Annotated in this window: 26 protein-coding genes; 18 read left to right on the top strand and 8 right to left on the bottom strand. The window is 41.0% G+C overall.

Translation table 11 applies throughout. The features are described 5' to 3' along the window. Positions 1-2: 2 nt before the first annotated feature. The 4 genes from IMPJCBKJ_RS18840 to pspF are packed head-to-tail and all read right to left on the bottom strand — an operon-like array spanning position 3 to position 4,613. Complete coding sequence (locus IMPJCBKJ_RS18840) at positions 3-896, bottom strand: ABC transporter permease subunit (RefSeq protein ID WP_054553141.1); 894 nt, start codon at positions 894-896, stop codon at positions 3-5. Then, the gene (locus tag IMPJCBKJ_RS18835) at positions 883-1,917 is read right to left on the bottom strand and encodes an ABC transporter permease subunit (RefSeq protein WP_054553140.1); all 1,035 of its coding nucleotides are present in this window, start codon (positions 1,915-1,917) and stop codon (positions 883-885) included. The genes IMPJCBKJ_RS18840 and IMPJCBKJ_RS18835 overlap by 14 nt, the downstream gene beginning before the upstream one ends. After that, complete coding sequence (locus IMPJCBKJ_RS18830; RefSeq protein WP_166341586.1) at positions 1,917-3,524, bottom strand: ABC transporter substrate-binding protein; 1,608 nt, start codon at positions 3,522-3,524, stop codon at positions 1,917-1,919. Before IMPJCBKJ_RS18830 ends, IMPJCBKJ_RS18835 begins: the two co-directional genes overlap by 1 nt. Before the next feature lie 15 nt (positions 3,525-3,539). Then, the gene (gene pspF, locus IMPJCBKJ_RS18825) at positions 3,540-4,613 is read right to left on the bottom strand and encodes a phage shock protein operon transcriptional activator (RefSeq protein WP_054562065.1); all 1,074 of its coding nucleotides are present in this window, start codon (positions 4,611-4,613) and stop codon (positions 3,540-3,542) included. A gap of 188 nt (positions 4,614-4,801) precedes the next feature. Between pspF and pspA the strand changes: the two genes are divergently transcribed. From pspA to IMPJCBKJ_RS18770, 11 genes are all read left to right on the top strand, one after another. Then, on the top strand, positions 4,802-5,464 hold the full coding sequence (gene pspA, locus IMPJCBKJ_RS18820) for a phage shock protein PspA (protein ID WP_054553137.1): 663 nt from the start codon (positions 4,802-4,804) through the stop codon (positions 5,462-5,464). Between the two features lie 57 nt (positions 5,465-5,521). Further along, positions 5,522-5,755, top strand: a complete 234-nt coding sequence (gene pspB / locus IMPJCBKJ_RS18815) for an envelope stress response membrane protein PspB (RefSeq protein WP_036969793.1) — start codon at positions 5,522-5,524, stop codon at positions 5,753-5,755. After that, positions 5,752-6,153, top strand: coding sequence for an envelope stress response membrane protein PspC (pspC, locus tag IMPJCBKJ_RS18810; RefSeq protein WP_054553136.1), 402 nt, complete (start codon positions 5,752-5,754; stop codon positions 6,151-6,153). The genes pspB and pspC overlap by 4 nt, the downstream gene beginning before the upstream one ends. A gap of 62 nt (positions 6,154-6,215) precedes the next feature. Then, a complete protein-coding gene (locus tag IMPJCBKJ_RS18805) occupies positions 6,216-7,628 on the top strand; it encodes a YcjX family protein (protein WP_166341584.1) in 1,413 nt (470 codons plus the stop codon). After that, positions 7,625-8,659 (top strand): TIGR01620 family protein, encoded by a 1,035-nt coding sequence (locus IMPJCBKJ_RS18800; protein ID WP_166341582.1) that lies wholly within the window; start codon positions 7,625-7,627, stop codon positions 8,657-8,659. The genes IMPJCBKJ_RS18805 and IMPJCBKJ_RS18800 overlap by 4 nt, the downstream gene beginning before the upstream one ends. Before the next feature lie 134 nt (positions 8,660-8,793). Next, complete coding sequence (gene megL, locus IMPJCBKJ_RS18795) at positions 8,794-9,975, top strand: methionine gamma-lyase (protein WP_166341580.1); 1,182 nt, start codon at positions 8,794-8,796, stop codon at positions 9,973-9,975. Positions 9,976-10,200: 225 nt separating this feature from the next. Continuing rightward, the gene (gene phhA, locus IMPJCBKJ_RS18790) at positions 10,201-10,998 is read left to right on the top strand and encodes a phenylalanine 4-monooxygenase (RefSeq protein ID WP_054553132.1); all 798 of its coding nucleotides are present in this window, start codon (positions 10,201-10,203) and stop codon (positions 10,996-10,998) included. 9 nt (positions 10,999-11,007) lie between these two features. After that, positions 11,008-11,352 (top strand): 4a-hydroxytetrahydrobiopterin dehydratase, encoded by a 345-nt coding sequence (locus IMPJCBKJ_RS18785; protein WP_036969771.1) that lies wholly within the window; start codon positions 11,008-11,010, stop codon positions 11,350-11,352. A 279-nt stretch (positions 11,353-11,631) separates the two neighbouring features. Further along, positions 11,632-12,141, top strand: coding sequence for a DUF6795 domain-containing protein (locus IMPJCBKJ_RS18780; RefSeq protein WP_166341578.1), 510 nt, complete (start codon positions 11,632-11,634; stop codon positions 12,139-12,141). Positions 12,142-12,174: 33 nt separating this feature from the next. Beyond that, the gene (locus tag IMPJCBKJ_RS18775) at positions 12,175-13,341 is read left to right on the top strand and encodes a lipase family protein (protein WP_138617113.1); all 1,167 of its coding nucleotides are present in this window, start codon (positions 12,175-12,177) and stop codon (positions 13,339-13,341) included. Between the two features lie 191 nt (positions 13,342-13,532). Continuing rightward, positions 13,533-14,102 carry a hypothetical protein gene (locus IMPJCBKJ_RS18770; protein WP_138617115.1) on the top strand — a complete coding sequence of 190 codons (570 nt, stop codon included), beginning with the start codon at positions 13,533-13,535 and terminating at the stop codon, positions 14,100-14,102. A gap of 30 nt (positions 14,103-14,132) precedes the next feature. On the opposite strand, the gene IMPJCBKJ_RS20775 is transcribed toward IMPJCBKJ_RS18770, so the two are convergent. After that, positions 14,133-14,276 carry a type II toxin-antitoxin system RelE/ParE family toxin gene (locus IMPJCBKJ_RS20775; protein WP_166341879.1) on the bottom strand — a complete coding sequence of 48 codons (144 nt, stop codon included), beginning with the start codon at positions 14,274-14,276 and terminating at the stop codon, positions 14,133-14,135. A 37-nt stretch (positions 14,277-14,313) separates the two neighbouring features. Further along, a complete protein-coding gene (locus IMPJCBKJ_RS18760; protein ID WP_166341576.1) occupies positions 14,314-14,556 on the bottom strand; it encodes a type II toxin-antitoxin system Phd/YefM family antitoxin in 243 nt (80 codons plus the stop codon). 145 nt (positions 14,557-14,701) lie between these two features. Between IMPJCBKJ_RS18760 and IMPJCBKJ_RS18755 the strand changes: the two genes are divergently transcribed. The 7 genes from IMPJCBKJ_RS18755 to IMPJCBKJ_RS18720 all read left to right on the top strand — a co-directional run bounded on the left by IMPJCBKJ_RS18755 (position 14,702) and on the right by IMPJCBKJ_RS18720 (position 18,600). After that, complete coding sequence (locus IMPJCBKJ_RS18755) at positions 14,702-15,049, top strand: hypothetical protein (protein ID WP_166341574.1); 348 nt, start codon at positions 14,702-14,704, stop codon at positions 15,047-15,049. 105 nt (positions 15,050-15,154) lie between these two features. After that, positions 15,155-15,553 carry a hypothetical protein gene (locus tag IMPJCBKJ_RS18750; RefSeq protein ID WP_166341572.1) on the top strand — a complete coding sequence of 133 codons (399 nt, stop codon included), beginning with the start codon at positions 15,155-15,157 and terminating at the stop codon, positions 15,551-15,553. A gap of 60 nt (positions 15,554-15,613) precedes the next feature. Then, positions 15,614-15,955: a hypothetical protein gene (locus IMPJCBKJ_RS18745; protein ID WP_166341570.1), complete on the top strand. Its 342-nt coding sequence runs from the start codon at positions 15,614-15,616 to the stop codon at positions 15,953-15,955. Between the two features lie 189 nt (positions 15,956-16,144). Then, the gene (locus tag IMPJCBKJ_RS18740; protein WP_166341568.1) at positions 16,145-16,531 is read left to right on the top strand and encodes a hypothetical protein; all 387 of its coding nucleotides are present in this window, start codon (positions 16,145-16,147) and stop codon (positions 16,529-16,531) included. Between the two features lie 92 nt (positions 16,532-16,623). Continuing rightward, positions 16,624-17,040, top strand: coding sequence for a hypothetical protein (locus tag IMPJCBKJ_RS18735; protein WP_166341566.1), 417 nt, complete (start codon positions 16,624-16,626; stop codon positions 17,038-17,040). A gap of 91 nt (positions 17,041-17,131) precedes the next feature. Next, the gene (locus IMPJCBKJ_RS18730; protein WP_166341564.1) at positions 17,132-17,614 is read left to right on the top strand and encodes a hypothetical protein; all 483 of its coding nucleotides are present in this window, start codon (positions 17,132-17,134) and stop codon (positions 17,612-17,614) included. A gap of 524 nt (positions 17,615-18,138) precedes the next feature. Next, entirely contained in the window at positions 18,139-18,600 is a 462-nt protein-coding gene (locus IMPJCBKJ_RS18720; protein ID WP_166341562.1) for an ankyrin repeat domain-containing protein, read from the top strand. Positions 18,601-18,887: 287 nt separating this feature from the next. Here IMPJCBKJ_RS18720 and IMPJCBKJ_RS18715 read toward each other — a convergent pair whose 3' ends face one another. After that, on the bottom strand, positions 18,888-19,964 hold the full coding sequence (locus tag IMPJCBKJ_RS18715) for an efflux RND transporter periplasmic adaptor subunit (protein ID WP_166341877.1): 1,077 nt from the start codon (positions 19,962-19,964) through the stop codon (positions 18,888-18,890). An 11-nt stretch (positions 19,965-19,975) separates the two neighbouring features. Next, a complete protein-coding gene (locus IMPJCBKJ_RS18710) occupies positions 19,976-23,086 on the bottom strand; it encodes an efflux RND transporter permease subunit (RefSeq protein ID WP_166341560.1) in 3,111 nt (1,036 codons plus the stop codon). Positions 23,087-23,326 lie beyond the last annotated feature (240 nt).

The raw sequence follows: 23,326 nt of genomic DNA, 5'->3' as shown, positions 1-23,326 counted from the left end.
AATTAGTCGGCCTTACGTTCTTTAAGCACTTGGCGTAAACCGTCACCTACTAAATTGGTAGACAGCACTGCTAAAAATAATAATACGCCTGGTAAGCCAACAGTCCAAGGGGCAAGGTAAATTAAACCTAGATTTTCAGCCAAAATAGCGCCCCATTCTGTGGTGGGGGGCTGGGCGCCCAATTTTAAAAAGCCAAGTGCCGAGATATCTAAAATCGCAGTAGAAAGCGCCATGGTAAAAATAACCACAATATGCTCGTAAATGTTCGGAAAAATACCACGAGCAAGAATATGCCAATTGGATGCGCCATCAAGCTTGAATGCTGTAATGTAATCTTTGTTCAGCTCTTCGACAATTAAGTTACGCACCGAGTGAATAAACTGAGGCAATAAGGCTAATATAATCGCCCAAACTGTATTCATTAGACCAGGGCCAAGAATCGCAATAATAATGATGGCCAGTAATAATGATGGAATTGATAAGGTAATATCAAGCAAGTGATTTAAAAAGCTTGAGCGAATACCTTTGCTAATTCCTGCAAAGGTGCCCACTAACACACCTATCACTGTGGTGATCAAAGCTGCGACAACCGATAAACCAAAGGTGTAAGTTGCACCATTCATTAAACGTGACAATACATCTCGGCCTAAATCGTCGGTGCCTAATAAAAAGCGTACGTCACCTGCATCATGCCACGATGGCGGTAATAGCAGTGCATCGCTGTGTTGCTGGTTCACGCCATAAGGTGCAAGGAGTGGTGCAGACACTGCCAGTAACACTAAAGCAATAAACAACCATAAGCCTACAAGGGCAGGGTGATTGGTTTTAAATTTCTTCCAAAATCGCGCTAACGGCGATTTATTCGACTCTTCAGAGAATAAATTAAACTTTGCCATGTGCTTGGTTCCGCGATAATGGGTCGAATAAGGTATAAGTGAGCTCAGCAATAATGGTAGCTAAAATAACGAACATAGAAACAGCGAGTAAGCCACCTTGAATTGCAGGGTAGTCACGCTGATAAATACTATCGATAAGCCAACGACCAATGCCCGGCCATGAGAAAATAACCTCGGTGATCATCGCAAGGGTGATCAAGGTACTAAACTGTAGACCTATTTGTTTAATCACCGGTAGCAGCGCATTACGCAGAGCGTGGTGAATAATCAGCTGCGCACGGTTTAAGCCCTTTGCGCGCGCTGTTTTAATATAACTTTGATCGAGTACTTTCAGCATTGAATCACGGGTAAAGCGAACTAGTACTGTGGTCGGATACATAGCAAGTACTATGGTAGGTAGTGTTAAATGATGGATTGCATCTAAAAATGCCATGCCATCATAGGGGAAATCAGCTAAAAAGATATCAATGAGTATAAAGCCGGTAACTGGTTCTATTTCGTAAAGAAGGCCCATGCGGCCCGACATAGGAAACCAGCCTAGTTGCAGTGAAAACACCATAATTAGTAACAATGCTAACCAAAAAACGGGCATTGAATAGCCAAAAAGTGTGCCGGAATTTATCAGTTTATCAGGCCAACGTTTGTAGTAGGCAGCGGCCAAAATACCACTTGGTACGCCAACTATGACGGATACAATGAGCGCATAAAGACTCAATTCGAGTGTTGCTGGAAATAAGTCTTTTATATGTTGAAATACACTCTCACCAGATGCAAAAGAAATTCCCCAATCCCCCTGAATAATGCGTTCTAAAAAGGCAAAGTATTGCACCACGTAGTTGTCGGTAAAGTGAAACTTTTCCTCTAACACACTGGTTTGCGAGAACGTACTATTAGTAATACCGCTTAAGTTAGTTAGCGCATCACCCGGGAACATAAAGCTCAATGAAAAGGTAAAAATACTCAGCGTCAGCATCATAAACATTAACAACGCTAGACGACGAAGAATATAATCAAGGATCATTATTCTTTCCTCGCGTTAGCTAGTGAAATGCCGCCGAATGGGCTTAAATTTATACCTTTTACGTCACTACTTGCTGCTTGAAAGCGCATACCATGGGCTATCGGCAAAATAGGCAGCTCTTGCACTATGATCCGCTGTGCCTGATTGTAGTATTGTTTTCGTTTTTCAAGATCTGTGGTGTCGAGGGCTTGAGTAAGTAATAAATCAAATTCAGGATGACACCAATTGGCAGGGTTTTTACCACTAAATGTTGCGGTGCAACTTAACAATGGGCTCATAAAATTATCAGGATCTGGCGTATCAGCAGCCCAACCAAGTAACACACTATCGTGTCTATGCTCACCAACGCGTTGTAAAAAGGTGTTCCACTCATACTCGACGATATTAACGTTTACACCAATCTTGCGTAAATCACTTTGCATCAGCTCAGCCATTTTACGGGCGTTTGGATTATAAATACGGCTTACCGGCATAGCCCAAATATTCATATCAAAGCCATTTTTGTAGCCAGCTTCTGCGAGCAAGGTTTTGGCAAGAGCTGGGTTAAATTCAGGCATGGCTTTTTGCACTTCAAATGCCCACGAAGCCGGAGGCAGTAATGACTGCGCTTTAATGCCGTTACCGTAATACACCGCTTGCATGATTTTATCGACATCAATGGCGCTTGCGAGTGCTTGGCGTACACGTACATCATCAAAAGGCGGTCGCTCAGTATTAAAGGCCCAGTAACCAATATTTAAGTTTTGCTCTTTTTGAACTTTTATGTCTTCACGTTGCGATAAAATACTTAGCTGCGCGCTGCTTGGGTGTGCAGTCACATCACACTCTTTGGTGAGCATTTTCGCAACGCGTGTGGTGCCGTTTGGCGTAATGTCATATACCAATTGCTCAAGTACTACAGGGTGTTTCCAGTAGTCAGGGTTACGGTAATAGCGAATTAAACGGTCGCGACGATATTCTTTATATACATAAGGGCCAGTACCCACAGGGTATTGGTCAAATAAGTTTTCTTGGTTTCGCGCTTTAAGCTGCATGGCGTATTCTTCCGATAACACCACGGCAAAATCGGTTGCAAGGTTTGCTAAAAAGCTGCTTTCAGCATTATAAAGCTCAAACCGTACTTGGTAATCAGAAACACGCACAATGCGACGAATAAGCTGATCAATACCCACACTTTGAAAATAAGGGTAACTGGCATCACCGACAAAGTGATAAGGGTTATAAACGTCGAATAAGCGGCTGAAAGTAAAAATTACATCATCAGCGTTAAAATCACGGCTTGGGGTAAAGTATTTTGTGGTATGAAATTTAACCCCTTTACGCAGGGTAAAGGTAATTGCTTTGCCGTCTGGGCTAATTTTCCAATCAGTTGCCAGCTCTGCTTTAAACTCGGCAGACACCGGATCAATACTTAACAGGCGATCATAAAGCTGATTGGCGATAATATCGATAGTCGAACCTGTCGTTGTCACTTGTGGATTAAACGACACAGGGTTTGCTTCAGCGCAATAGACTAAGCCCTGGTTTTTTTGTTCTGTGGTTTTTTCTTCGTTATCTAGGCAGCCTACTAAGCACACCAAAGACAAAGCAAGTAACGGTTTAAACACCTGATTAGCCTCTAACTATTGCTGCTGATCTAATAAATTGTATTTTTTCAAATAGCCACGTAATTGATGATACGTTAATTCTAAATGTTCTGCAGTTTTCTTTTGGTTAAATTGGCTATGTTCAAGTGCTTTTTTAATGACATCAATTTCAAAGTCGTTAGACAGCTGCTTTAAATTACAAGGAAATTGAATGTCGGGCTTATTGAGTGTCACAACGTCTTGATTTTGTGTTGTGGCGATAGGCGCAGCTTCGACATTTGCAACTGGGGCACTGCTAACGGCAGCTTTTACGCGCTGTTTAGGTCTAAATTTACTCGCAAATGGGTCTAAAATAATCTGGTGAACGGGAATATGTTCGTTACCATGACGATAGAGGCTACGTTCAACCACATTCTTTAACTCACGAATATTACCTGGCCACTCATAAGATTGTAGCGTTTCGATGGCGCTACGCGTAAAGCCACTAAATAGCTCCCACTCAAGGTCGCGGGCCATGTTAATTGCAAATTGTTCTGCCAGTAACATGATATCTTCTTGGCGTTCACGCAGTGGGGGTAGGGTAATCACATCAAAAGCGAGGCGGTCGAGTAAGTCGCTTCTAAATTCGCCTTGCTCAGCAAGGGTTGGTAAGTCTTCATTAGTCGCACAGACTAAACGGGTATCGACTTTAACGGTTTGCTTACCACCAACGCGTTCAAACTCGCCGTATTCAATAACGCGTAGTAGTTTTTCTTGTACCATCGCCGAGGTGTTGGCTAATTCATCAAGGAATAGCGTACCGCCATTAGCACGCTCAAAGCGGCCTTCGTGGCGTTTACTGGCACCAGTGAATGCGCCACTTTCATGACCAAATAATTCACTTTCGAGCAGGTTTTCGTTAAGCGCTGCACAGTTAAGCTTTATATAGTTTTGATCCCAACGCTTAGATAAGAAGTGCAAACGGGCAGCAATGAGTTCTTTACCCGTACCGCGCTCACCAATAATAAGGACCGGCTTTTCTAAACTAGCTAGTTGCGAAACTTGATCAAGTACACTTAAAAAACTGTCAGATTGGCCGAGTAAATTATCCTGTTGGCGAAATTGGCTCATATTCCCTAACTCTTAGTCATTTTTACTAAGATCTAGTGTATTTCATTATCTATTAGAACTAAAGAAATTTATAAATTTAGTTTAACTGTTTGAATATATTAAGTTATTCTAAGTTTATAAAAGTTGGCAAGCATATTGATACTAGATATACCAACTGATTAAGTTAAAACACCAAAGAGGTAAATGTTATGGGAATTTTTTCACGTTTTGCAGACATCGTTAATTCTAATATCAATGCCATCTTAGATAAAGCAGAAGACCCAGAAAAAATGGTTCGCCTGATCATCCAAGAGATGGAAGATACATTAGTAGAAGTTCGCTCTACATCAGCGAAAACACTTGCTGAGAAAAAAGAGCTAGTACGTCGCGTTGAAACTTTAAAAGTTCAAGTTGCAGACTGGCAAGAAAAAGCTGAATTAGCACTAAGTAAAGACCGTGATGATTTAGCGCGTGCAGCACTGATTGAAAAGCAAAAGTCAGCAGATGCAGTCGCAGCGGTTGAAACTGAGCTTGAGCATGTAGAGTCTCACATCGAGAAACTACAGCAAGAAGTGAGCACGTTACAAGAGAAGCTAGCTGATGCAAAAGCGCGTCAAAAAGCAATCATCTTACGTCAACGCTCTGCTGAGTCACGTCTTGAAGTTAAAAAAGCACTCGACAGCTCTAAAGTTGAAGACGCTTTAAACCGCTTCGAACGTTACGAAACTAAGATCGATGGTCTAGAATCACAAATAGAGTCTTATGATCTTGGTAAAAAATCATTAGCTGACGAAATTGCTGGTCTTCAGCAAGACGAAAAGATTGATGATGAGCTCGCTGAGCTTAAGAAAAAACTAGCAGATAAAAAATAATAAATGGGGGCATGTCCCCCAATGCTTAAACACATAACGGATTGACAGGAGAGTACCATGTTCGACGCAGAAGTTTTGATGGCACCGATTATTGTTTTTATGGTGGTTGTTGCCCCACTTTGGCTAATTTTACATTACCGTAGTAAAAAACAAGTGAGCCAAGGTTTAAGTGAACACGAGCACCGCCAATTATTAGAGCTTGCACAAAAAGCAGATAAAATGGCAGAGCGTGTTGAAACATTAGAAGCCTTACTTGATCAAGAGGCTCCGCAGTGGAGACGTAAAGTATGAGTATCAAACGCGAACTATATAAAGATCCTGAACGTGGCAAGTTAGGTGGTGTATGTGCAGGTATCAGTGATTACTTTAACATGGAGCTTTGGCTGGTACGTATCTTAGTTGTTTCGGCAGCGTTATTATCAGGTGGTCAATTTATTGTTGTTGCTTACATTGCTGCTTGGTTTATTTTAGATAAAAAACCGACAGAAAAAACAGAGAAAAGCACAGACAGCATTCACCAAGACCCGCTTGAAGTAAAATTTAAAGTATGGCAAAAAGGGGAACCACCTCGCCGTGCATTGCAAGACTTAAAAGATCGTCTTGCTCGAGTTGATGGTCGTTTACAAGAGATGGAACGCTATGTCACATCAACAGAATTTACGGTTAGCCGTGAAATCAACAAACTTTAAAGGATATATACGCACCTTGTTTGCATCGTGATACCCAGCGCAAATAAGGTGCTAGACACTTTATGAGCCAATCATTTGCAAAGAACACCTTTAATTCGTTAAAAAATAAAGCGGAAAAAGCCCTTCACCGTAGTTTAGATCAACACGTGAAGTTAGCCGTTACAGGCTTAAGTGGCAGCGGCAAAACCGCTTTTATTACCGCCTTGGTTAAACATTTAACCAGTCAAGCTGACGAAAAAAACTTACCTTTTTTTGATGTGATGCGCGAAAAGCGTCATATCGCTACAAAAATTGTGCCGCAGCAAGCACTGACAATACCGACATTTGAATACACAAATGCATTATCAGCGTTATTACCTGTTGAAGGTGAGCCAGCTTGGCCTGCCTCTACCGAGCGTATAAATACGCTACGTTTAGCTATTAAGTACCAAAGTAATTCGGGGCTACGCGGTCACTTTGCACCGCAATCAACACTCTATTTAGACATTATTGATTACCCAGGTGAATGGCTACTTGATTTGCCAATGCTAGAGCAATCATTTGCTGATTGGTGTGAGTCACAATACTCACTCTTGCAGCAAACCGCACGCAACGAAAAAGCGAAGCCATTTTTAACCGCCCTTGCTGAACTTGATCTATCAGCCAGTGTTGATGAGAGCAAACTTGCTGATGTCGCTGCGCTTTATCAGCAGTTATTAGTGGGCCTTAAAAAAGACACCAAACTTGCCATGCTGCAACCTGGTCGCATGCTGATGCCAGGCGAGCTTAAAGGAGCGCCGCTACTGCAGTTTTTTCCGGTTGCGAATGTGCCTGACGACATAATCGAAGGGTCGAATCTAGCGCATCTTAAAAAGCGCTATAAAGCCTATGTAAAAGAGGTTGTAAAACCTTTTTACGAGCAGCATTTTCGTCATTTTGACCGACAAATTGTGCTAGTGGATGTGCTCAGTGCTTTGAATGAAGGCAGCGAAACCCTGCATGAGCAAAGCCGTGTTATTAACCAATTGTTGGCCCATTTTAATTATGGTGAAGCAAGCTTCTTTAAACGTTTGTTTAAACCAAACATCGACAAGCTACTGTTTGCGGCCAATAAGTCAGATCATATTAGTGCGCAATATCATAAAGATTTAGCGCTATTGCTTGATTCAATCGTGCATGACCAAACGAATCATTTAAAGTTCGAAGGCGTGCAAATCGAAACCATGGCAATGTCATCTATCTGCGCTACAGAGCCGCGCCAAGTGGCTGAAAAAGGCCAACAGTTAGCTTGTATTTATGGCAAGCCTTTAGGCGAACAAGAATGGCTAACGTATTTACCACCGCAACCACCGTCACGCCTGCTCAACAAACAAGAGTGGCCAAAACAGGGCTTTGAGTTCTTATCGTTTTCGCCACTGCCATGCCCTGATAAACGGTTAAAACATATTCGTTTAGATCATGTCATGCAGTACCTGATAGGAGATAAACTAACATGAGTGAGCAACCAAAGGAGATTAACTTTCAGGCAGGTCGCCGTATTTCAACCTCTGCAAGTAATGAAGCGCCAGCGAAGGAGTTAACTGTTGCTAAAGTGATAGAAAACGCCGAATTTATCGACACTGAAGAAGATCAGCAAGATAGCATTGAGCTTGAGCCTGTGTATAAAAAGTCGAAATGGCAAACCCTAAAAGGAGTGTTTGTTGTTAGCTTTTTAGTTTTAGTGTTACTTGAGTTTGCAATGTCATTGTTTGTGACTTTTCAGCAATCAATTATTTTAGGTTCGGTGTATTTAACGGCTGTTCTCAGTGGTGTGCTACTGATTGCCCGTGTTATTTGGCGCGAGTACCGCATGCTAAGAAGTTTAAAGCGTAATCAATTGCATCGTACCGAGGCCGACCGCTTACTCAATAGCGAGCAAGTAGGAGAAGCACTGCCGTGGCTTGAAAAGCTTAATAAACATCAAACGCTTACAGGGTTTGAAGAGTTTAAGCAACAAATAGCAAGTCACCATACCGATAAAGAAATCATGACCTTATACGCCGATAGCTTATTGGTCAGCCAAGATCAGCAAGCGAAAAAACTGATTAACCGTTTTGCCACTGAGTCTGGCTTATTGGTTGCGCTAAGCCCGTTGGCTTTAGTCGATATGATGGCGGTGCTATGGCGTGGCACTAAGCTCATTGAGCAAATTGGCCGTATTTACGGTATTGGTTTTGGTTATGCAAGCCGTATTAAATTGTACCGCTTATTAGTGAAGCAAGTGTTGTTTGTTGGTAGTGCAGAGTTAGTTTCAGATTTAGCTGCAACGGCACTAAGCGCTGAATTACTGGGAAAATTGTCGGGCCGTGCAGCGCAAGGGCTAAGTGCCGGTATTTTTACCGCGCGTATAGGGTATAAAGCGATGGAGCTTAGTCGCCCATTACCTCGCTTAGAGCATAAGCGCAGCTTGCTAAAAGAAACCGCCAATAGTATTGCCCGTAAAATTGCCTCACGTACGAGCGACAAAGAGACCGAAAATACAAAATGACAACTTTTGTGTACAGTTAATAAAAACAGCTGAGTGATATTTAGCCATCTGAGCATCCGGCATGCTTGTGCATTGTGGGTATCTACGTTTTATTTATGAGTATGAAGTACTGATAATAAAAACGAGAACACACAATGACTAAGCATCACTTACATACACAATGTATTCATGGTCCAGAAAAACCAAATGACCCACATGGCGCACTGAGTGCGCCACTTTATCAAACCTCTACCTTCTCTTTTGCTAATGCAGCCCAAGGTGCAGCCCGATTTGCCGGTGAAGAGCAGGGCTTTATTTATACCCGTTTGGGTAATCCGACAACCCAAGAGCTAGAACAAAAAGTGGCTCAATTAGAAAACTGTGAAGCAGCGGCTGCTACAGCAACGGGTATGGGTGCGGTGTCTGCGTCTGTGCTTAGCTTTTTACAACAAGGTGACCACCTAGTCGCATCAAGCGCGTTATACGGCTGTACTTTTGCATTTTTTGCTCACATGTTGCCGCGCTTTGGTATCGAAGTTACTTTTGTTGATATGACCAACGAGGCTGAACTTCGCGGCGCGGTTAAAGCCAATTCAAAAATGATTTTTGCTGAAACGCCAATTAATCCGACCATGGCGGTGCTTGATCTAAGTTTAATTGCTGATGTTGCCAAGCAGCATCAACTGATAAGCGTTATCGACAATACTTTCTTAACCCCTCTGCTCCAGCAACCTACCTCGTTTGGCATTGATATTGTGGTACATAGCGCAACTAAATACCTAAATGGCCATGGTGATGTGGTGGCAGGACTTGTGTGCGGCACAGAGGAGCATATCAACCTGATAAAAATGACGGTGCTAAAAGATATTGGTGCAACGATTAGTCCTCATGATGCATGGTTAATTAATCGCGGTTTAAAAACCCTTGCTGTACGCATGGAGCGCCACTGTGCAAGTGCCCAAGTAGTTGCTGAATATTTAGAGCAGCATCCTTTAGTTAGCAAAGTTTATTACCCAGGGCTTAAATCACATCCGGGTCATCAATTTATTGGTTCACAAATGAAAGGCGCTGGTGGTGTTATTGCCTTTGAAATAAAAGGCAGCCTTGAAGATGGCGAAACATTTATAAATAACACCCAACTTTGTACCCTTGCTGTGAGTTTAGGGGATGCTGAAACCCTCATTCAGCATCCTGCATCGATGACACATTCGCCTTATACACCTGAAGAAAGAGCAGCAGCAGGGATCAGTGATGGCTTAATTCGATTATCAGTTGGTCTTGAGGATGTTAACGATATTATTAACGATCTTAAAACTGCATTTACATTCATTGGTTAGGTTGTAATTTTAAGTTTACGTTTGTGGTTGCTTTTATCCCTTTAAAAATGTGGTGTGTAAACTTTTCGATCTTCAGTGTAATTTTAACTTTACGTTAGGGCTGTTTCTGCAAACCTTAGAAACAGCCTTAACTATTAAAATTTCGCTTACTTTTACATAGTATCGGCTTAACAAGTTAATGAGATTCTGATCAATGCTGATCAAGATTTAACGAAGAAGGTTATTATGGCTAAAGCAAGTAATTACACCTCCAAGCAACCTGATGAAAATGGGGTTATCCATTGGAGCGAAGAAGAAAATAAAATATGGTCTGAGCTAGTTGCTCGCCAACTCGCTTGCATAGAAGGTAAAGCCTGTGATGAATATTTAGCAGGTCTTAAGAAAATTAATTTACCAACAGATCGTATTCCACAACTCAGTGAACTTAACGAAGTGCTACTCGAAACAACGGGCTGGCAAGTTGCGCCTGTTCCGGCACTGATCGATTTTGATGAGTTCTTTCGATTATTAGCAAATAAGCAGTTCCCAGTTGCGACCTTTATTCGCAGCCGTGAAGAGTTTGACTACTTACAAGAGCCTGATATCTTCCACGAGATTTTTGGCCATTGTGCCATGCTTACCAACCCAGCATTTGCTGAGTTTACACACAAATATGGTCAGTTAGGTTATGCCGCTGAAAAGAAAGATCGTGTTTATTTAGCTCGCCTTTACTGGTTTACCGTTGAGTTTGGTTTAATGCAAACCGAACAAGGTCTGCGTATTTATGGTGGTGGTATTTTATCAAGCCCAGGCGAAACACAGTATGTGTACTCAGATAAGCCAGAAATCAATGCGATGAACGTGCTTGATGTATTACGTACACCTTATCGTATTGATATTATGCAGCCTGTGTACTACACCATTAACTCAATCAATGACTTATTTGATATTTCACAAATGGATATCATGTCGCTGGTGAGTAAAGCAAAAGAATTAGGGCTACATGAGCCAAAGTTTCCTCCTAAAGAAAAATTAGCAAGTTAAGGATTTATAATGTCTTCATTAAGCACACAAAAGTGTGAAGCGTGTCGTGCGGATGCGCCTAAAGTATCTGATGCTGAATTAGCAGAATTGATCAAAATGATCCCAGATTGGGTTCCTGAAGTGCGCGACGGCATTATGCAATTAGAGCGTGTTTACAAGTTTAAAAACTTCAAGCAAGCACTTGAGTTCACTAATAAAGTGGGCGATATGGCTGAAGAAGAAGGTCACCACCCAGGTCTGTTAACCGAGTGGGGTAAAGTAACTGTTACTTGGTGGAGCCACTCTATCAAAGGGTTACACAAAAATGATTTTATCTGTGCTGCTAAAACAGACGATGTATTCGCTGCACTGTAAATTTTAAGTTCTGCCCAGAACGATAAAAGGCGTAACCTCAGGTTGCGCCTTTTTGCTTTTTTTAGTTCTGATCTCAGCACCCTACTTGAAGGGACTTCATAAAAAGGCTAGCATGAACCTCATATAGGTAAATACTAGGGAAGGTGGTTTATCGTTTATTCCTCTAAGGTTATAGAAAGCACTCAAACCCAGAGCTTTTATTTTTTACGCCATATCATATTATCAGCTTATATTTGCCTTTATCTTTTACTTTTATTAAAGCCACTTGAGGTACAAGCTATGTTTGGTCGATTTAAATTGCATACTGTAGAAATGTCGCCGGAGGTATCAGGTCGAATAACTGATGGGGGTAAGCCATTATCAGGTGTGCAAGTAGCAAGAAGCCTAGCATATGATGGGTACAAAGATGGTAAAGAACAACTAGAGCATACATTTACAAATGAAAATGGTGAGTTTTCGTTTACAAAAATGGTAATCAAATCTCGTAAGCCAGGCAGTATCTTTGGACAGAACATGCCAGTTTTACAAGCGATTTATATTGAGCGCGACGATAAGTTATATCAACTATGGTATACGAGTAAGGTGTGGGAACCAATTAAGCCGTTAAGTGATTTGTTATTAAGATTAAATGCAGATCTACAAAATAAAGAAATACACCATGAAGTTGATACAAGAAGTTTTGGCGGTATGCGCTCTCAAGTCGTTTTATCTATATGCTATTTCCAAGATAGCCTCATAACATCTTTTTATAATAATCAAGAGATATCTACTTATGCAGATATTGATTAATTTTTAATATTAATTTTAATGTAAGGAAACATTATGCACGCAATTTCACCCAGGATGGCATCTAGCTTAGCACTAGCCTCATACTCTATTAAAAATGGCTTATCAAAAGGGGCTCGATTAGCAGTTAACCAAGATATCGATAAACACTTTAGCTTTGACCTATCAAACGGAGTACACAAGGGGACTTCTGGGGGATTTTTCTGGCGTAAAGAAACAGGCTTCGCACTTATTGGTCAAGGAAAGGCTAGTAGTATGATACATAAAAATGATTATGTAGTTGCTTTTAGAGGAACTGATGCCTTAGCTGACTGGGTTACTGATGCAACAGCCCATAGTACGAATAGTGATAATGGGAATGCTGTTCACACTGGTTTTCAGCGTAGTTTTGCTTCTATAAGACCTAGTCTTTTTGATTTTTTTAACCAACCTGGTGTAAGAGACAAAAAAGGTGGGGTTGTTCATTGTGTTGGACATAGCTTGGGTGGAGCCTTAGCGACATTAGCTGCTGACTGGATAAGTACAGAATTTGATAAAACAGTTTACGTATATACCTTTGGTGCTCCGCGAGTTGGCAAAAAAGATTTTGTAATAAATAATCATTCAAGAATTGAAAAGACTTACCGTTGTGTTCATGGAAATGACCCTGTTCCTAAGGTACCTGTTTGGCCTTTTTACCATGCTCCGTTAAATGGACGAGAATATATATTATCACGAGCTCAAGGAATTAGTTTCGCAGCACATGGAATGCCGAATGGGCCTGGATATATAAATACAGCAGATCATAATCGTTGGGAGAATTTAGATGTGCAATCATCAACCTCTATAAGCCAGCGTGTAATACTCAATTATAACCATCGCCTTCAGACTACATACTCAACACATTGGGCTGATAAAATAGCAGCTGCATTAATGACAATATTGGTTGATGGCGGAGCGTCAGGTATCGTCGCTAGTTTACAAGCTACATTAGTTCCTGTTGCCACTGTTTATGATGTTATGGCTCGTACTCTGGCTGATATAGCTAAGATAAAAACAGAGCAAACAGAACCCCTTAGAGGTTTGTTAGCATGTATGCTGGCTTTTGCAGGTAAAGGCGTAAGTATCCCAATAAAATTCACAGAGAGCTTTATTCGTTGGGTATTCAGTGTAACTATTGGGCGTTTGTATAAAGCTGCTAGGCAAGCAATGAAGCAAAACTAGCAACCATTACATAAATAAATATTTATGAAGTTGCTAAAGTAAAAACAGACGATATATTCGCTGCACTGTAAATTTTAAGTTCTGCCCAGAACGATAAAAGGCGTAACCTCAGGTTGCGCCTTTTTGCTTTTTTAGAGTCCAAGAATTAACATTAGGCTCTTATCTATGCGAGAACACTAGAAAAGTAAATAATGAAAAACAAAGCGCTTATTCTGCCATTCCTACTCATTTTACTGCCCTTAATTGATAGCTTGTTTATCCCGCAAACATTTGGCATTCAATGGCACAGCCCTAAGCTGATGTATCAAATAGGTGTAGTACTGATGATTGTAAAGCTCACTATGGTTGCCATTGGGCTTTGGTTATTATTAAAAGCAAAGCGCCTTTATATGGAAGCCAGTAAATCGACCCGTATTGTTAAATTTTCAGTCTTTTTACTCGGCGGCTTACAAGTGGTGATAATGACTGCAATATGCTTTTGGTATTTAGTAGCGGGCACGCAAGCGAAACATTTTATGCTGCAAGACAACATTGCTGTATTTACCGCTGATTATGGCGTATTTGCACCGGTACATCATGAGTTCTCATTTATATGCTTTGATGCCAATGGTTTTTACCACATGCAACCTATAGCCCAGCTACCTTGGCTCGGAGCCTTTACCTTTACTAGCCAAGATTCACGTTTGATCATTCAACATAAAAACCAAAGCGGCGCGAATACTCAAGAAATTTTATTAAAAGGGTTTGGCTGTTTGCAGTGAGAGGTGTTGGCTTTGTGGAAGGTGGTGCAATTATAAGTGGTTTTCAGGAAGCTGAGATTGGCTTAGTACGGCAACAATCATTATAAAACCATCTTCTTTAATAAAATAAGCAGTGTGTTTACCAATAGGAAAGTAAAAACCATTTGGATAAATGTCATTACAGCTACGCCCAATTTCTGGATTTTTTGTAACTTATCTTTTGCAAAGTGTTTTATAAAGTACCCAAGAAGTCTTTACCATCAACTACATTACCTTGAGCTAAGTCTCTTGTTGCGTTTTCAAAGCAATGCTTAATATAGTCGACTTTCATAGCTTCTAATTCTTCATAATCCCTTATAGACATGACCACTACGACGTCCTCGTTGTTTTTACTAATTTTAATAGGCTCACGTTGAGCGTTTAAATGTAGTTCACCAAAATTACGTTTTGCATCATTTGCTGTTAGTGTATTCATGGCTGAGCTCTAAAATAAAGTGATAGGGGAATTCTATTAAAAAGCATTAAATGGTCGAAATAATTAAATCGCGCGATTAGTTTGGGTTCTGTAGTTTTACTAACAAGGCACTGATTATAAGGCACGTAACATATATAAAAGAATTATGAAATTTATATTAGATGACATAGTAATCGAGCATATTGAAAACTCTGATCCTATTTCGATAAAAGTAGGAAAGGTTGGCTGTAGCCATGGTTATATTGACTTAGAAGTAAATATGCTATCTATCTCTCAAGCAAATGAAGCACTTACAACAGGTGGAAGGCCAAAAAGTTTAAAATTTGGTTCAGCCCTCAAAGGATGTAAGTTTAAATTTAGTAAGCAAGAGACAAAATTTTACACAGGTTCAATGCTTTGGTGGTGTTTGCCACTAAGCTTTCGCTGGGAACCTCTTTATTGCTATAAAATAAAAGAGGTTATTAGAATGATTTACTATTTTAAAGCATTATAAGGCGAGTATTTTAAACGCGAATCGTAGCTGTAAACTTAGTTCTGCGTTAGTGTATCTAGTTGGTCATTTCTAAATCATAATTGTGACATAACATATGGAGACAAATTGAACAGTTTAAGGATAGTAAAATACACTTTAGTCATGCTGGTTTTGAATACCGTATTAAGTACCTTTATCACTCTAATAATTGGAAGTGATAACTTAGCTTCACTCTCATTCGGTAAATATTTTACATACCAGTTATTACCATCTTATTTATTGAGCGCAGCTATTTATACCGTTATGGCTAAGCGCAATGTTGTAAAAGCTTGGAATTATGCCCTAAGTGTATATTTACTGAGCTTTATAGTGGAAACAGTAATTGTATCGATACTATTACAAACGTTATTTATCCCACCTTTATGGTTTGTAGAAGTGCCTTTGAGTATAGCCTTTGCGATTGTTGGTACTGTCATCGGAATTAAGGTAGGTACTCTGGATAGCAAGGAAGCCAAAGGGCCCTGAACTTGTTTTTTCTTCTAAAAAGTCAAAAAATTAAGAACTTAATTTAAAGGTGGAATAAAGATGATTAAGAAACTGATAGTTATATTTTTCTTTTTGTTTCTTCCCATAATCGGTATTTTGCTACATGTGTTTACGCAGTTTCTACATCTTTCTCAATGGGAGATTATAAACATCATCGTTTCTGTAATTTTTTCAGTGCTTTTTGTTATGAAGCAGTATTTGTTATCGAAAACGTTAGGAGCATTACTGGTTACTTCAATAGTCTCTAAAAATGCATACTTACTACTTGAATCTTCAGATGAAATTACAACAGCTATTATGCAAGTAGGTTTCGTTATAGTTTATCAAGCTGCACTGGGCTTACTCGCTTTGTACTTTCTTCATAAGAAAACTAATTTGTAAAGTTGTCAGGTCTTGCTTTCTGCTTTATAAGGCAAAAAACAAGACTTGACCCTCATAACAGTAATTTCAATAAAAAAGGAGCTAGGAAAAAGCACCATATTGATGGTTCAACGACATTTACTAGAAAAGATGGAGAATTCAAAATAGAGTTGAACGGGAAAACTTTAACATACGGAAAAAATTAGAGTTATGAATTTAAGCGATTCAGAACAACAAGTTCAAAATTTGTTGAACTTAGGTTCTAAGCAATTTGAAAAGGCAAAGAAAGATATTAAAGCTATCGGGGTTGAGTGTTTGGAATTAGAAGAAGATCAATTTTCAATATATGACGAAGTCCTATTCTATTCTGAAGTTATCGAAGGTGTAGCCTATAAATACTCTAAACAGACTATTTCCGGACGCTCTGAAAAGTTACTTAAACTACAAAAGTTAACACTATTTGAAAATACTGATTTTAAATCTTGGTTTTCAAAATATCATCTAAAGTACCATGAGTACGCCATGTATTTGCTGGTATTAGAGAGCTTAAGAAAGCTAATAGTATCTGACCTTGAGCTCGAAAGTGACTATAAATAATCTTGGTTCGTTTGCCGCTCAAAAGGGTCACCCATCAGAAAACTCCGGCCAAGCAGGCAGCTGTGTTTTTTTGATCTTTAGTTCAAAATCAGATGAACCTGTATGCTTATGTGGGGAATGACCCTATTAATCTGACTGATCCGACAGGAGAGTATGCAGTATGGGGAGCTGCAATCGCAGCGGCTTTAGATGTAGTTACCCAAGGAGTTATGATAGCCGCAGGTCAGCAAGAAAGCTTTGATGGAGGCTCCGTATTAGTCTCTGCTGCTGGTTTTGCTGGAGTTGGGATAGCAAACCAAGTATCTAAGCTTGGTAAAGCTGGACAGGTGCTTGGTAACATAGCTGCTGATGCGTCTATTAGCGCTGGTAGTACAGCGCTTAAAGGTGGAGACGTAACATTGACAGGTGTTGCTATTGATGTTGTTGCGGGGCAAACCGCTGGCAAAGCGGCTGGGAACTATGCTTCAAATAAGGTGGCAAACTCTGCTGGGCAAAAATTAAATGCTTAATCTGCGAATAGACTTCAAAGAATTGCAAATAAACCCGGAGCTAGAAATGCTCAAATAAATAGAGCAAATGCAGCGCAACAAGCTGTCCAAAATGCTCCAATCGAAGCTGGGGCGGCAGCTAGTGTTGCTGGTTCTAATGCTGCATCATCAACAGCGAAGACAATATGCAATTCAAACGGAGGTAAGTGTTAATTTGGAAAAGAAGCTATTAACTTTTGAGCGTCTAATATTGTCGCTCAAGTCTGACAAATTGCAGTTATGCGTATATATCGGATTATATGTAGGGTTGTTTGTTATTTTATATTTAGAAAATGGCATCAGAATAGCCATATTGGGTTCTTTAGTTCCCCTAACTATTGGTGTAAATAGTTTACTAGTGATGGATCTGAAACATATTGCTAGTGATTTTTCATTTAAGAAGTTTTCTAATATAACTTTAGTCACCTTGGTTCTAGTAACAAATGGGCTTATTTTGTGGTTCGCGTGGCCTAACTGGATTTTGGTTTTAATGCCTTGGCTGATACCGCTAGTATTAAAGATTGGAATTGACGGTTATCTTAAATTTAAATCGTAAATTATAATTTTTGAATCCAAAGCCTCGCTAGTCGGAGCTAGGATTCAACCAAACTAGCAATACTTGCTCTCAATCCAAAGCCAGCAGAATCTGGTTTTGTTTTTTTGGTTCAATGAAAACGGTCGTTTGGTGTCAAATTCAATTGGGTGATTTGCTCAGGCGAAAATCCGTGCCGAAGAAGTTGGAAATCTCTCATCTGAAAAAATGAAGGGGTCAAGTCTTGCTTTTTGCCCTTGGTAAGTCTTGCTTTATCACTACAAAGCACGGGTTTACCACCCTGAATTAGGGCGTTTTATGCAGACTGTTCCCATTGGATATAAAGATGAGATGAATATGTATGTGTATGTAGGTAATTGGTGAGGTAGTAGTTTTAGATAGACATGAGCAAAGTGGCAATAATGAGACTTATCACGGTCATGTACAAAGTACTATCACAGATCAGAAAACAAGAAATGCGGCTTCAAAACTACCAAATGTTGTGGTGAACAAAAAAGGGAAATGGAAAGTTAAAAAGAGAAACTAAAATGAATGAAAAGTTTGTGAATACATTATCAATACTGCATAAAACGGCATCTGTTGTTGAGGCAACTAACTTCTTAAATGAAGGAGTTAGTGCAGACATTAAAGCGCAAGGGGGTATTACACCGCTGCACTTTAATGAAAATTATAAAGTCTTGAAACTTCTTATTGATAGAGGAGCTGATGTCGATGCTTCAAGGGATGATGGACAGACTCCACTTCATATACAAAATGATTCTAAAATTGTTCAACTGTTGATCGACAATGGTGCAAACGTTAATGCGTTAAATATGTATGGTGATACTCCTTTGCATTTATCGGAAACTTTGGAAAAAGTGAAGCTTTTAGTATCAAATGGGGCGGATATTAACATTTTGAATGAAGATAATGAGCTACCTGACGATTGTTATGGTGAAGACATGGAAAGTCAAAATATGATTAACTTTCTAGTAAGTATGCGAGATTAATGTGTTCGTTGAATCCAAAGCCTCGCTAGTCGGGGCTAGGATTCAACTATCGAGATCAAATAAACGTTGCTCTCAATCCAAACCCAGCGGAAGCTGGGTTTGTTTTTTTGGTTCAATGAAAATAGTCGATTGGTGCCAAATTCAAAAGAATAAAGGGGTCAGGTCTTGCTTTTTGCTTCCTACAAAGTCAAAAAACAAGCGCAACTCTTAATAATCATTACTACCCTTTATTAGAACAGCCAGCTCTTAAAATATTAAATAGCTGGCAGTCATCTCAAGCCTAACAGTTATTGCTTTACCTGAACTTCTACTTCTTGCCCGGTTTGCAACTGCTCGGCGCCGCGTACTGCGACTTTATCGCCCGCATTTAAAGTGATGTTTGAAGTCGGGGTGACTTCAACCAGTTTGTCTTTACCATTACCGACTTTTACGGGAATTTGCAGGGCTTTGTTGTCGTTGTCGATTTTGACGATATGGGTGCCTTTTTTGCGTAAGATCAGCGCATCGCGATTCACCAGTAGTACATCCCCTTTGCTTTTTAGTGGCACGGCTACATCAACCAGTTGGCCAATTGCCCATGTTTGCTCAGCATCATTTGCTAGTAAAGCACGTACTTCTACGGTTTGTGAACGCGGATCGGTTGATGGGATCACCGCTGTTACGGTGGCTGTTGTCATATCAGGGGCTGATAAGTCGCCAGCTTTAATTGGTAACTCTATGCCTTTGTGTAAAAACTTTAAGTATTTAACAGGTACATACAAACGCACTTCTAAGTTATTAATATCGAGCAGAGTGATCAGTTCATCTGCGCGATTTATTTCGCGACCAGCGCGTTTAAAACGCTCGCTGATCACGCCATCAAATGGAGCGCGAACGGTTGCACGCGAAAGCTGATCGTCTATCACTTTTAATTCAACCTTAGCCAGTGCGATATCAGATAACGCAAGGTCATGCTTATTTTGCATATCATCGACTTGGCTTGCTGCAGCACTGCTGGCTTTGGCGAGTTTTTGTAAACGAGCGAGCTCTTGTTGATATAAGCGTAGGTTTATTTTGGCGCGGTTGAGTATTTCTTGTTGGCGTGCTTTTTCAAGTTCAAGCGGCAAGGTGTCCATACGAACTAGGGTGTCGCCACTTTTAACCAGAGTGCCTGGCTCAACAACATATAATAAACGCCCGCTAACGCCTGCTGTTAGGGTTACATCATTTTTGCCATACAAAGTGCCGCTAACTTCAATTTCGCTTGTCAGCGGAGCTTGTGTTACGGTTTCTACAGTAACTGGCACGACTGCAAAGGCGTTAAATGCGATAAGACTGAATAGCGTACAAAAGCGAGCGGTTAATTTACGAAAAGGTGTGTTCATTGTTTTAATACTCATTGATTCGATACCAAGCTTAAAGGCGTTTTTTCTGGTTGCTGTTTGTTATTAACGGGCGGCAGCTGTCTGCCAAGTTGTAATAAACTTGGCATTAATATCAGGGTGAATAGGGCGCTAATGGCCATGCCGCCGACAATCACAGTGGCAAGGCCACGGTAAATTTCTGATCCTACCCCCGGCATTAGCATCAAAGGCAGCATGCCAAATAAGCTGGTTAAGGTACTTAAGTAAACGGGTCTTGCGCGCAGTAGCACAGCTTGGCGAACGGCGTCTTCTCGACTGAGCCCAGCGGCCATTGCGACACGGGTTTGGTCAACCAATAAAATGGCATTATTTACCACCAGACCCAGCAAGATAATAAAGCCAATCATGGTCAGTAAGTCGAGTGATTGGAAGGTAAATAAGTTAAGTACGAATAGGGCCAGGACACCGCCTGCAATTGCCAATGGCATGACCAGTAAAACTAACGCGCTGTCTTTGGCTGACTTAAACAATGCGGTCATTAGCAAGAATAAAATAAACAGAGCCAAGATAAAGTTGATTGTCATTTCTCGCATGGCCGAATTCATTTTTTGTGCGTTACCCGCCAAAATCGCGCCAGAGCTGTCGGGTAAGCTTGCACGAACTTTCGGCATAACTTGCTCTGAGAGAATAGTTTGCGCTTGTTGCAAGCTCATGTCTGCTGGTGGCGTGACAACAATACTCACGGTACGGCGGCCATTAACACGTCTAAGCTGTGTTGGCCCCACGGTGCGTTCAATATTGGCAAGCTCACCTAAGGTTTGAATACCTGATTGTGGGGTCACAATGGGAAGGGCTTTAAGCTCCTCTGGAGTTTGCCACGGTATGCCACGCAAAATCACGTTCATGCGTTCGTTGCCATCAAAGTATTCATTAACAAATAACCCACCTGTGTAGGCTTGCACTGCCTGAGATACATCACGACGAGTTAGCCCAGCTTGGGTTATACGACGGTCATTGGGTGTGAGCCTAAGCTCTGGCTCTGCCATATCGAGTCGTGGTTGTGGCCTTGCAGTGGCATTCGGCATTGCGTCGGTGACAGCTTGCAGCGCCACATTAGCACCGGCGATTAGCTCGTCCATATTCGGACCCGTTAAATCGATATTGATATTACGACCATCACCGCCATTAGCAACTTGGATCATCGACCCTCGAAAGAAGAATACTTGGGTGTCGGGTAAATCAATGAAGATTTCTTCTCGGGCAACCTTCATTAGTTCTTCAACACGTTGCGGATCGGCAGAATAAATAAAACCGCCAGCATTCGAACCAAAAGCATAAAAGTTAAAATCTTTTATCCCTGGCTCTTTTTCACCTGTGTAATAAGGCATTAAGCGCTTTTTGATGCGCATCAGCAGCTCTTCTTCCATAAACTGCACATTGCCGCCAGGCGGGGTGTTCAAGTTAAAGAAAAAGCCATCGGTTGGTGCGCGCGGCATAAAATCAGTTTTCGGGAGCATGGTCATGGTCGCGACGAGTGAGCCACCCAATAATGACACTATCCATACTATTTGTTTAACGCGGGTATTGGTAAGCGCCATAATGAATTTAGTCAGCTTGTGCCAATATTCACGATAAGGATCCGCTTTGAGCTCTTTGTCTGGCCAAAAGTGGTTAGCTAACGGGATTAGTGTAATTGCGCAAATCATAGAGGCAATTACAGCAATAGATAAGGTGAGCGCCAAGTCAGAGAATAACTGCCCCTCAATACCTGCCATAAATAAAATTGGCAAGAAGATAGCAACGCTGGTGGTGGTTGAGGCAAATAAAGCGCCTGTTACTTGAGCTGCACCTTTTAGCGAGGCTTTTTTACTATCAAAGCCTTCGCTTCTGAGCCTTGCGATATTTTCTTGCACTATGATGGCGGCATCAAGTACTAAGCCAACAGCAAAGGCAAGACCCGCCAGTGAAATAACATTTAAGCTGCGGTCAAAAATATTTAACGTTAAAAACGCAACTAACAAAGAGACAGGAATTGTCGCTGCAATCACAAATGTGGCCTTTAAACCTCTAAAGAACAGCCACAAGATTAAACACGATAGCAGAACACCTAGGCCTAAGTTACTTTTAACCAAGGACAAGGCATTACGAATATGCACAGAGGCATCAAAACTTAATTCAATCGATAAACCATTCTCAGCCAGCGGCCCTTCGTTTAGCTCTTTAATGGCAAGGTTAATTTCGTCGAGTAGGGCAACGGTATTGGCTTCGTTAGCGCGCGAAATACGAATGTAATACGCGGGTTTACCATTTCGACCACTCATCCCTAAACGGTCAGAAAAAGTGCGTTCTACACTTGCGATATCGCCAAGGTAAATGGGTCTATCGCCTGAATAACCAACGCGCATTTGTGCCATGCTTGATAAATCATATTGCCCAGTAAAACGTACGGTATATTGACGACGGCCAACATTTGCAAGGCCACCAGAGGTATCGCGTGAGCTGGCTAATACGTTACTGATTTGGTCAAGGCTGACGCCAAGTGCGGCGGCTTTGTGAGGGTCAAAGGTGATACGTAACTCTTTTGGTCGCTCACTGGCTAAGTCAACGCGGGCAACACCAGGAATACGTGCCAAACGGGGCTCAACAAATTCATCGATTTGTTTTTGGAACTGCGCCATGTCTAAATCAAGGCTGTCGCTATTAAAATCTTTTGGGGTGACCAGTAACGTTGCTGCAGCTTCGCCATTATTACCGCCAGCAAATACCACAGGATCAAATGCATCTAACGGCAGAGGCGGCGCTTGGTTAAGGCTAGTTAACACATCAAGCATGGCCTGTTGCATGTTTTGCCCAACAGCAAAAGTCAACGTGATAGAGCCATTACCACGGTTAATGTAAGTATTAACCTCTAAGGCACCCGGGGTGTTCTTTACTGCGTTCTCGAGCGGCTCAATGATCACCGATTCAATCTCTTCAGGTGCAGCTTGGCGCCAGCCAGAGAAAATAGTGATCTGCGGTTGCTCAATATCTGGTGTGAGCTGAATTGGCAGCTTAAAAATACTCAATATGCCAAACAACATAATCAACACCAAGATGACAATAACACTCGCAGGGTTTTTCAGCGAACTACGTGTCAGATTCATTGTGTGTGTTCCAAAATCAGTTTGTGTGCATTGTAGTGCGATGTAAAAAAAGTGCCAGTGAGGTAAATGAAATGTATGTCAGAAGTAACGCTGAATAGCCGTAATTAAGCGATAAAGTGTGTATTTGAAATAAGATGTAACAATTTAGCTGAGGCGCTTTAAGTTAAAAGCCTTAAGTCCTAAGTTTTAAGCTCTAAGTACAAAAAAGCGCGAAACTAGTTAGCATCGCGCTTCTTATAT

Origin of the sequence: Pseudoalteromonas sp. MB47 (assembly GCF_011319765.1) — a bacterium.
Taxonomy (GTDB): domain Bacteria; phylum Pseudomonadota; class Gammaproteobacteria; order Enterobacterales; family Alteromonadaceae; genus Pseudoalteromonas; species Pseudoalteromonas simplex.
This window is presented reverse-complemented; position numbering and strand designations above follow the sequence as displayed.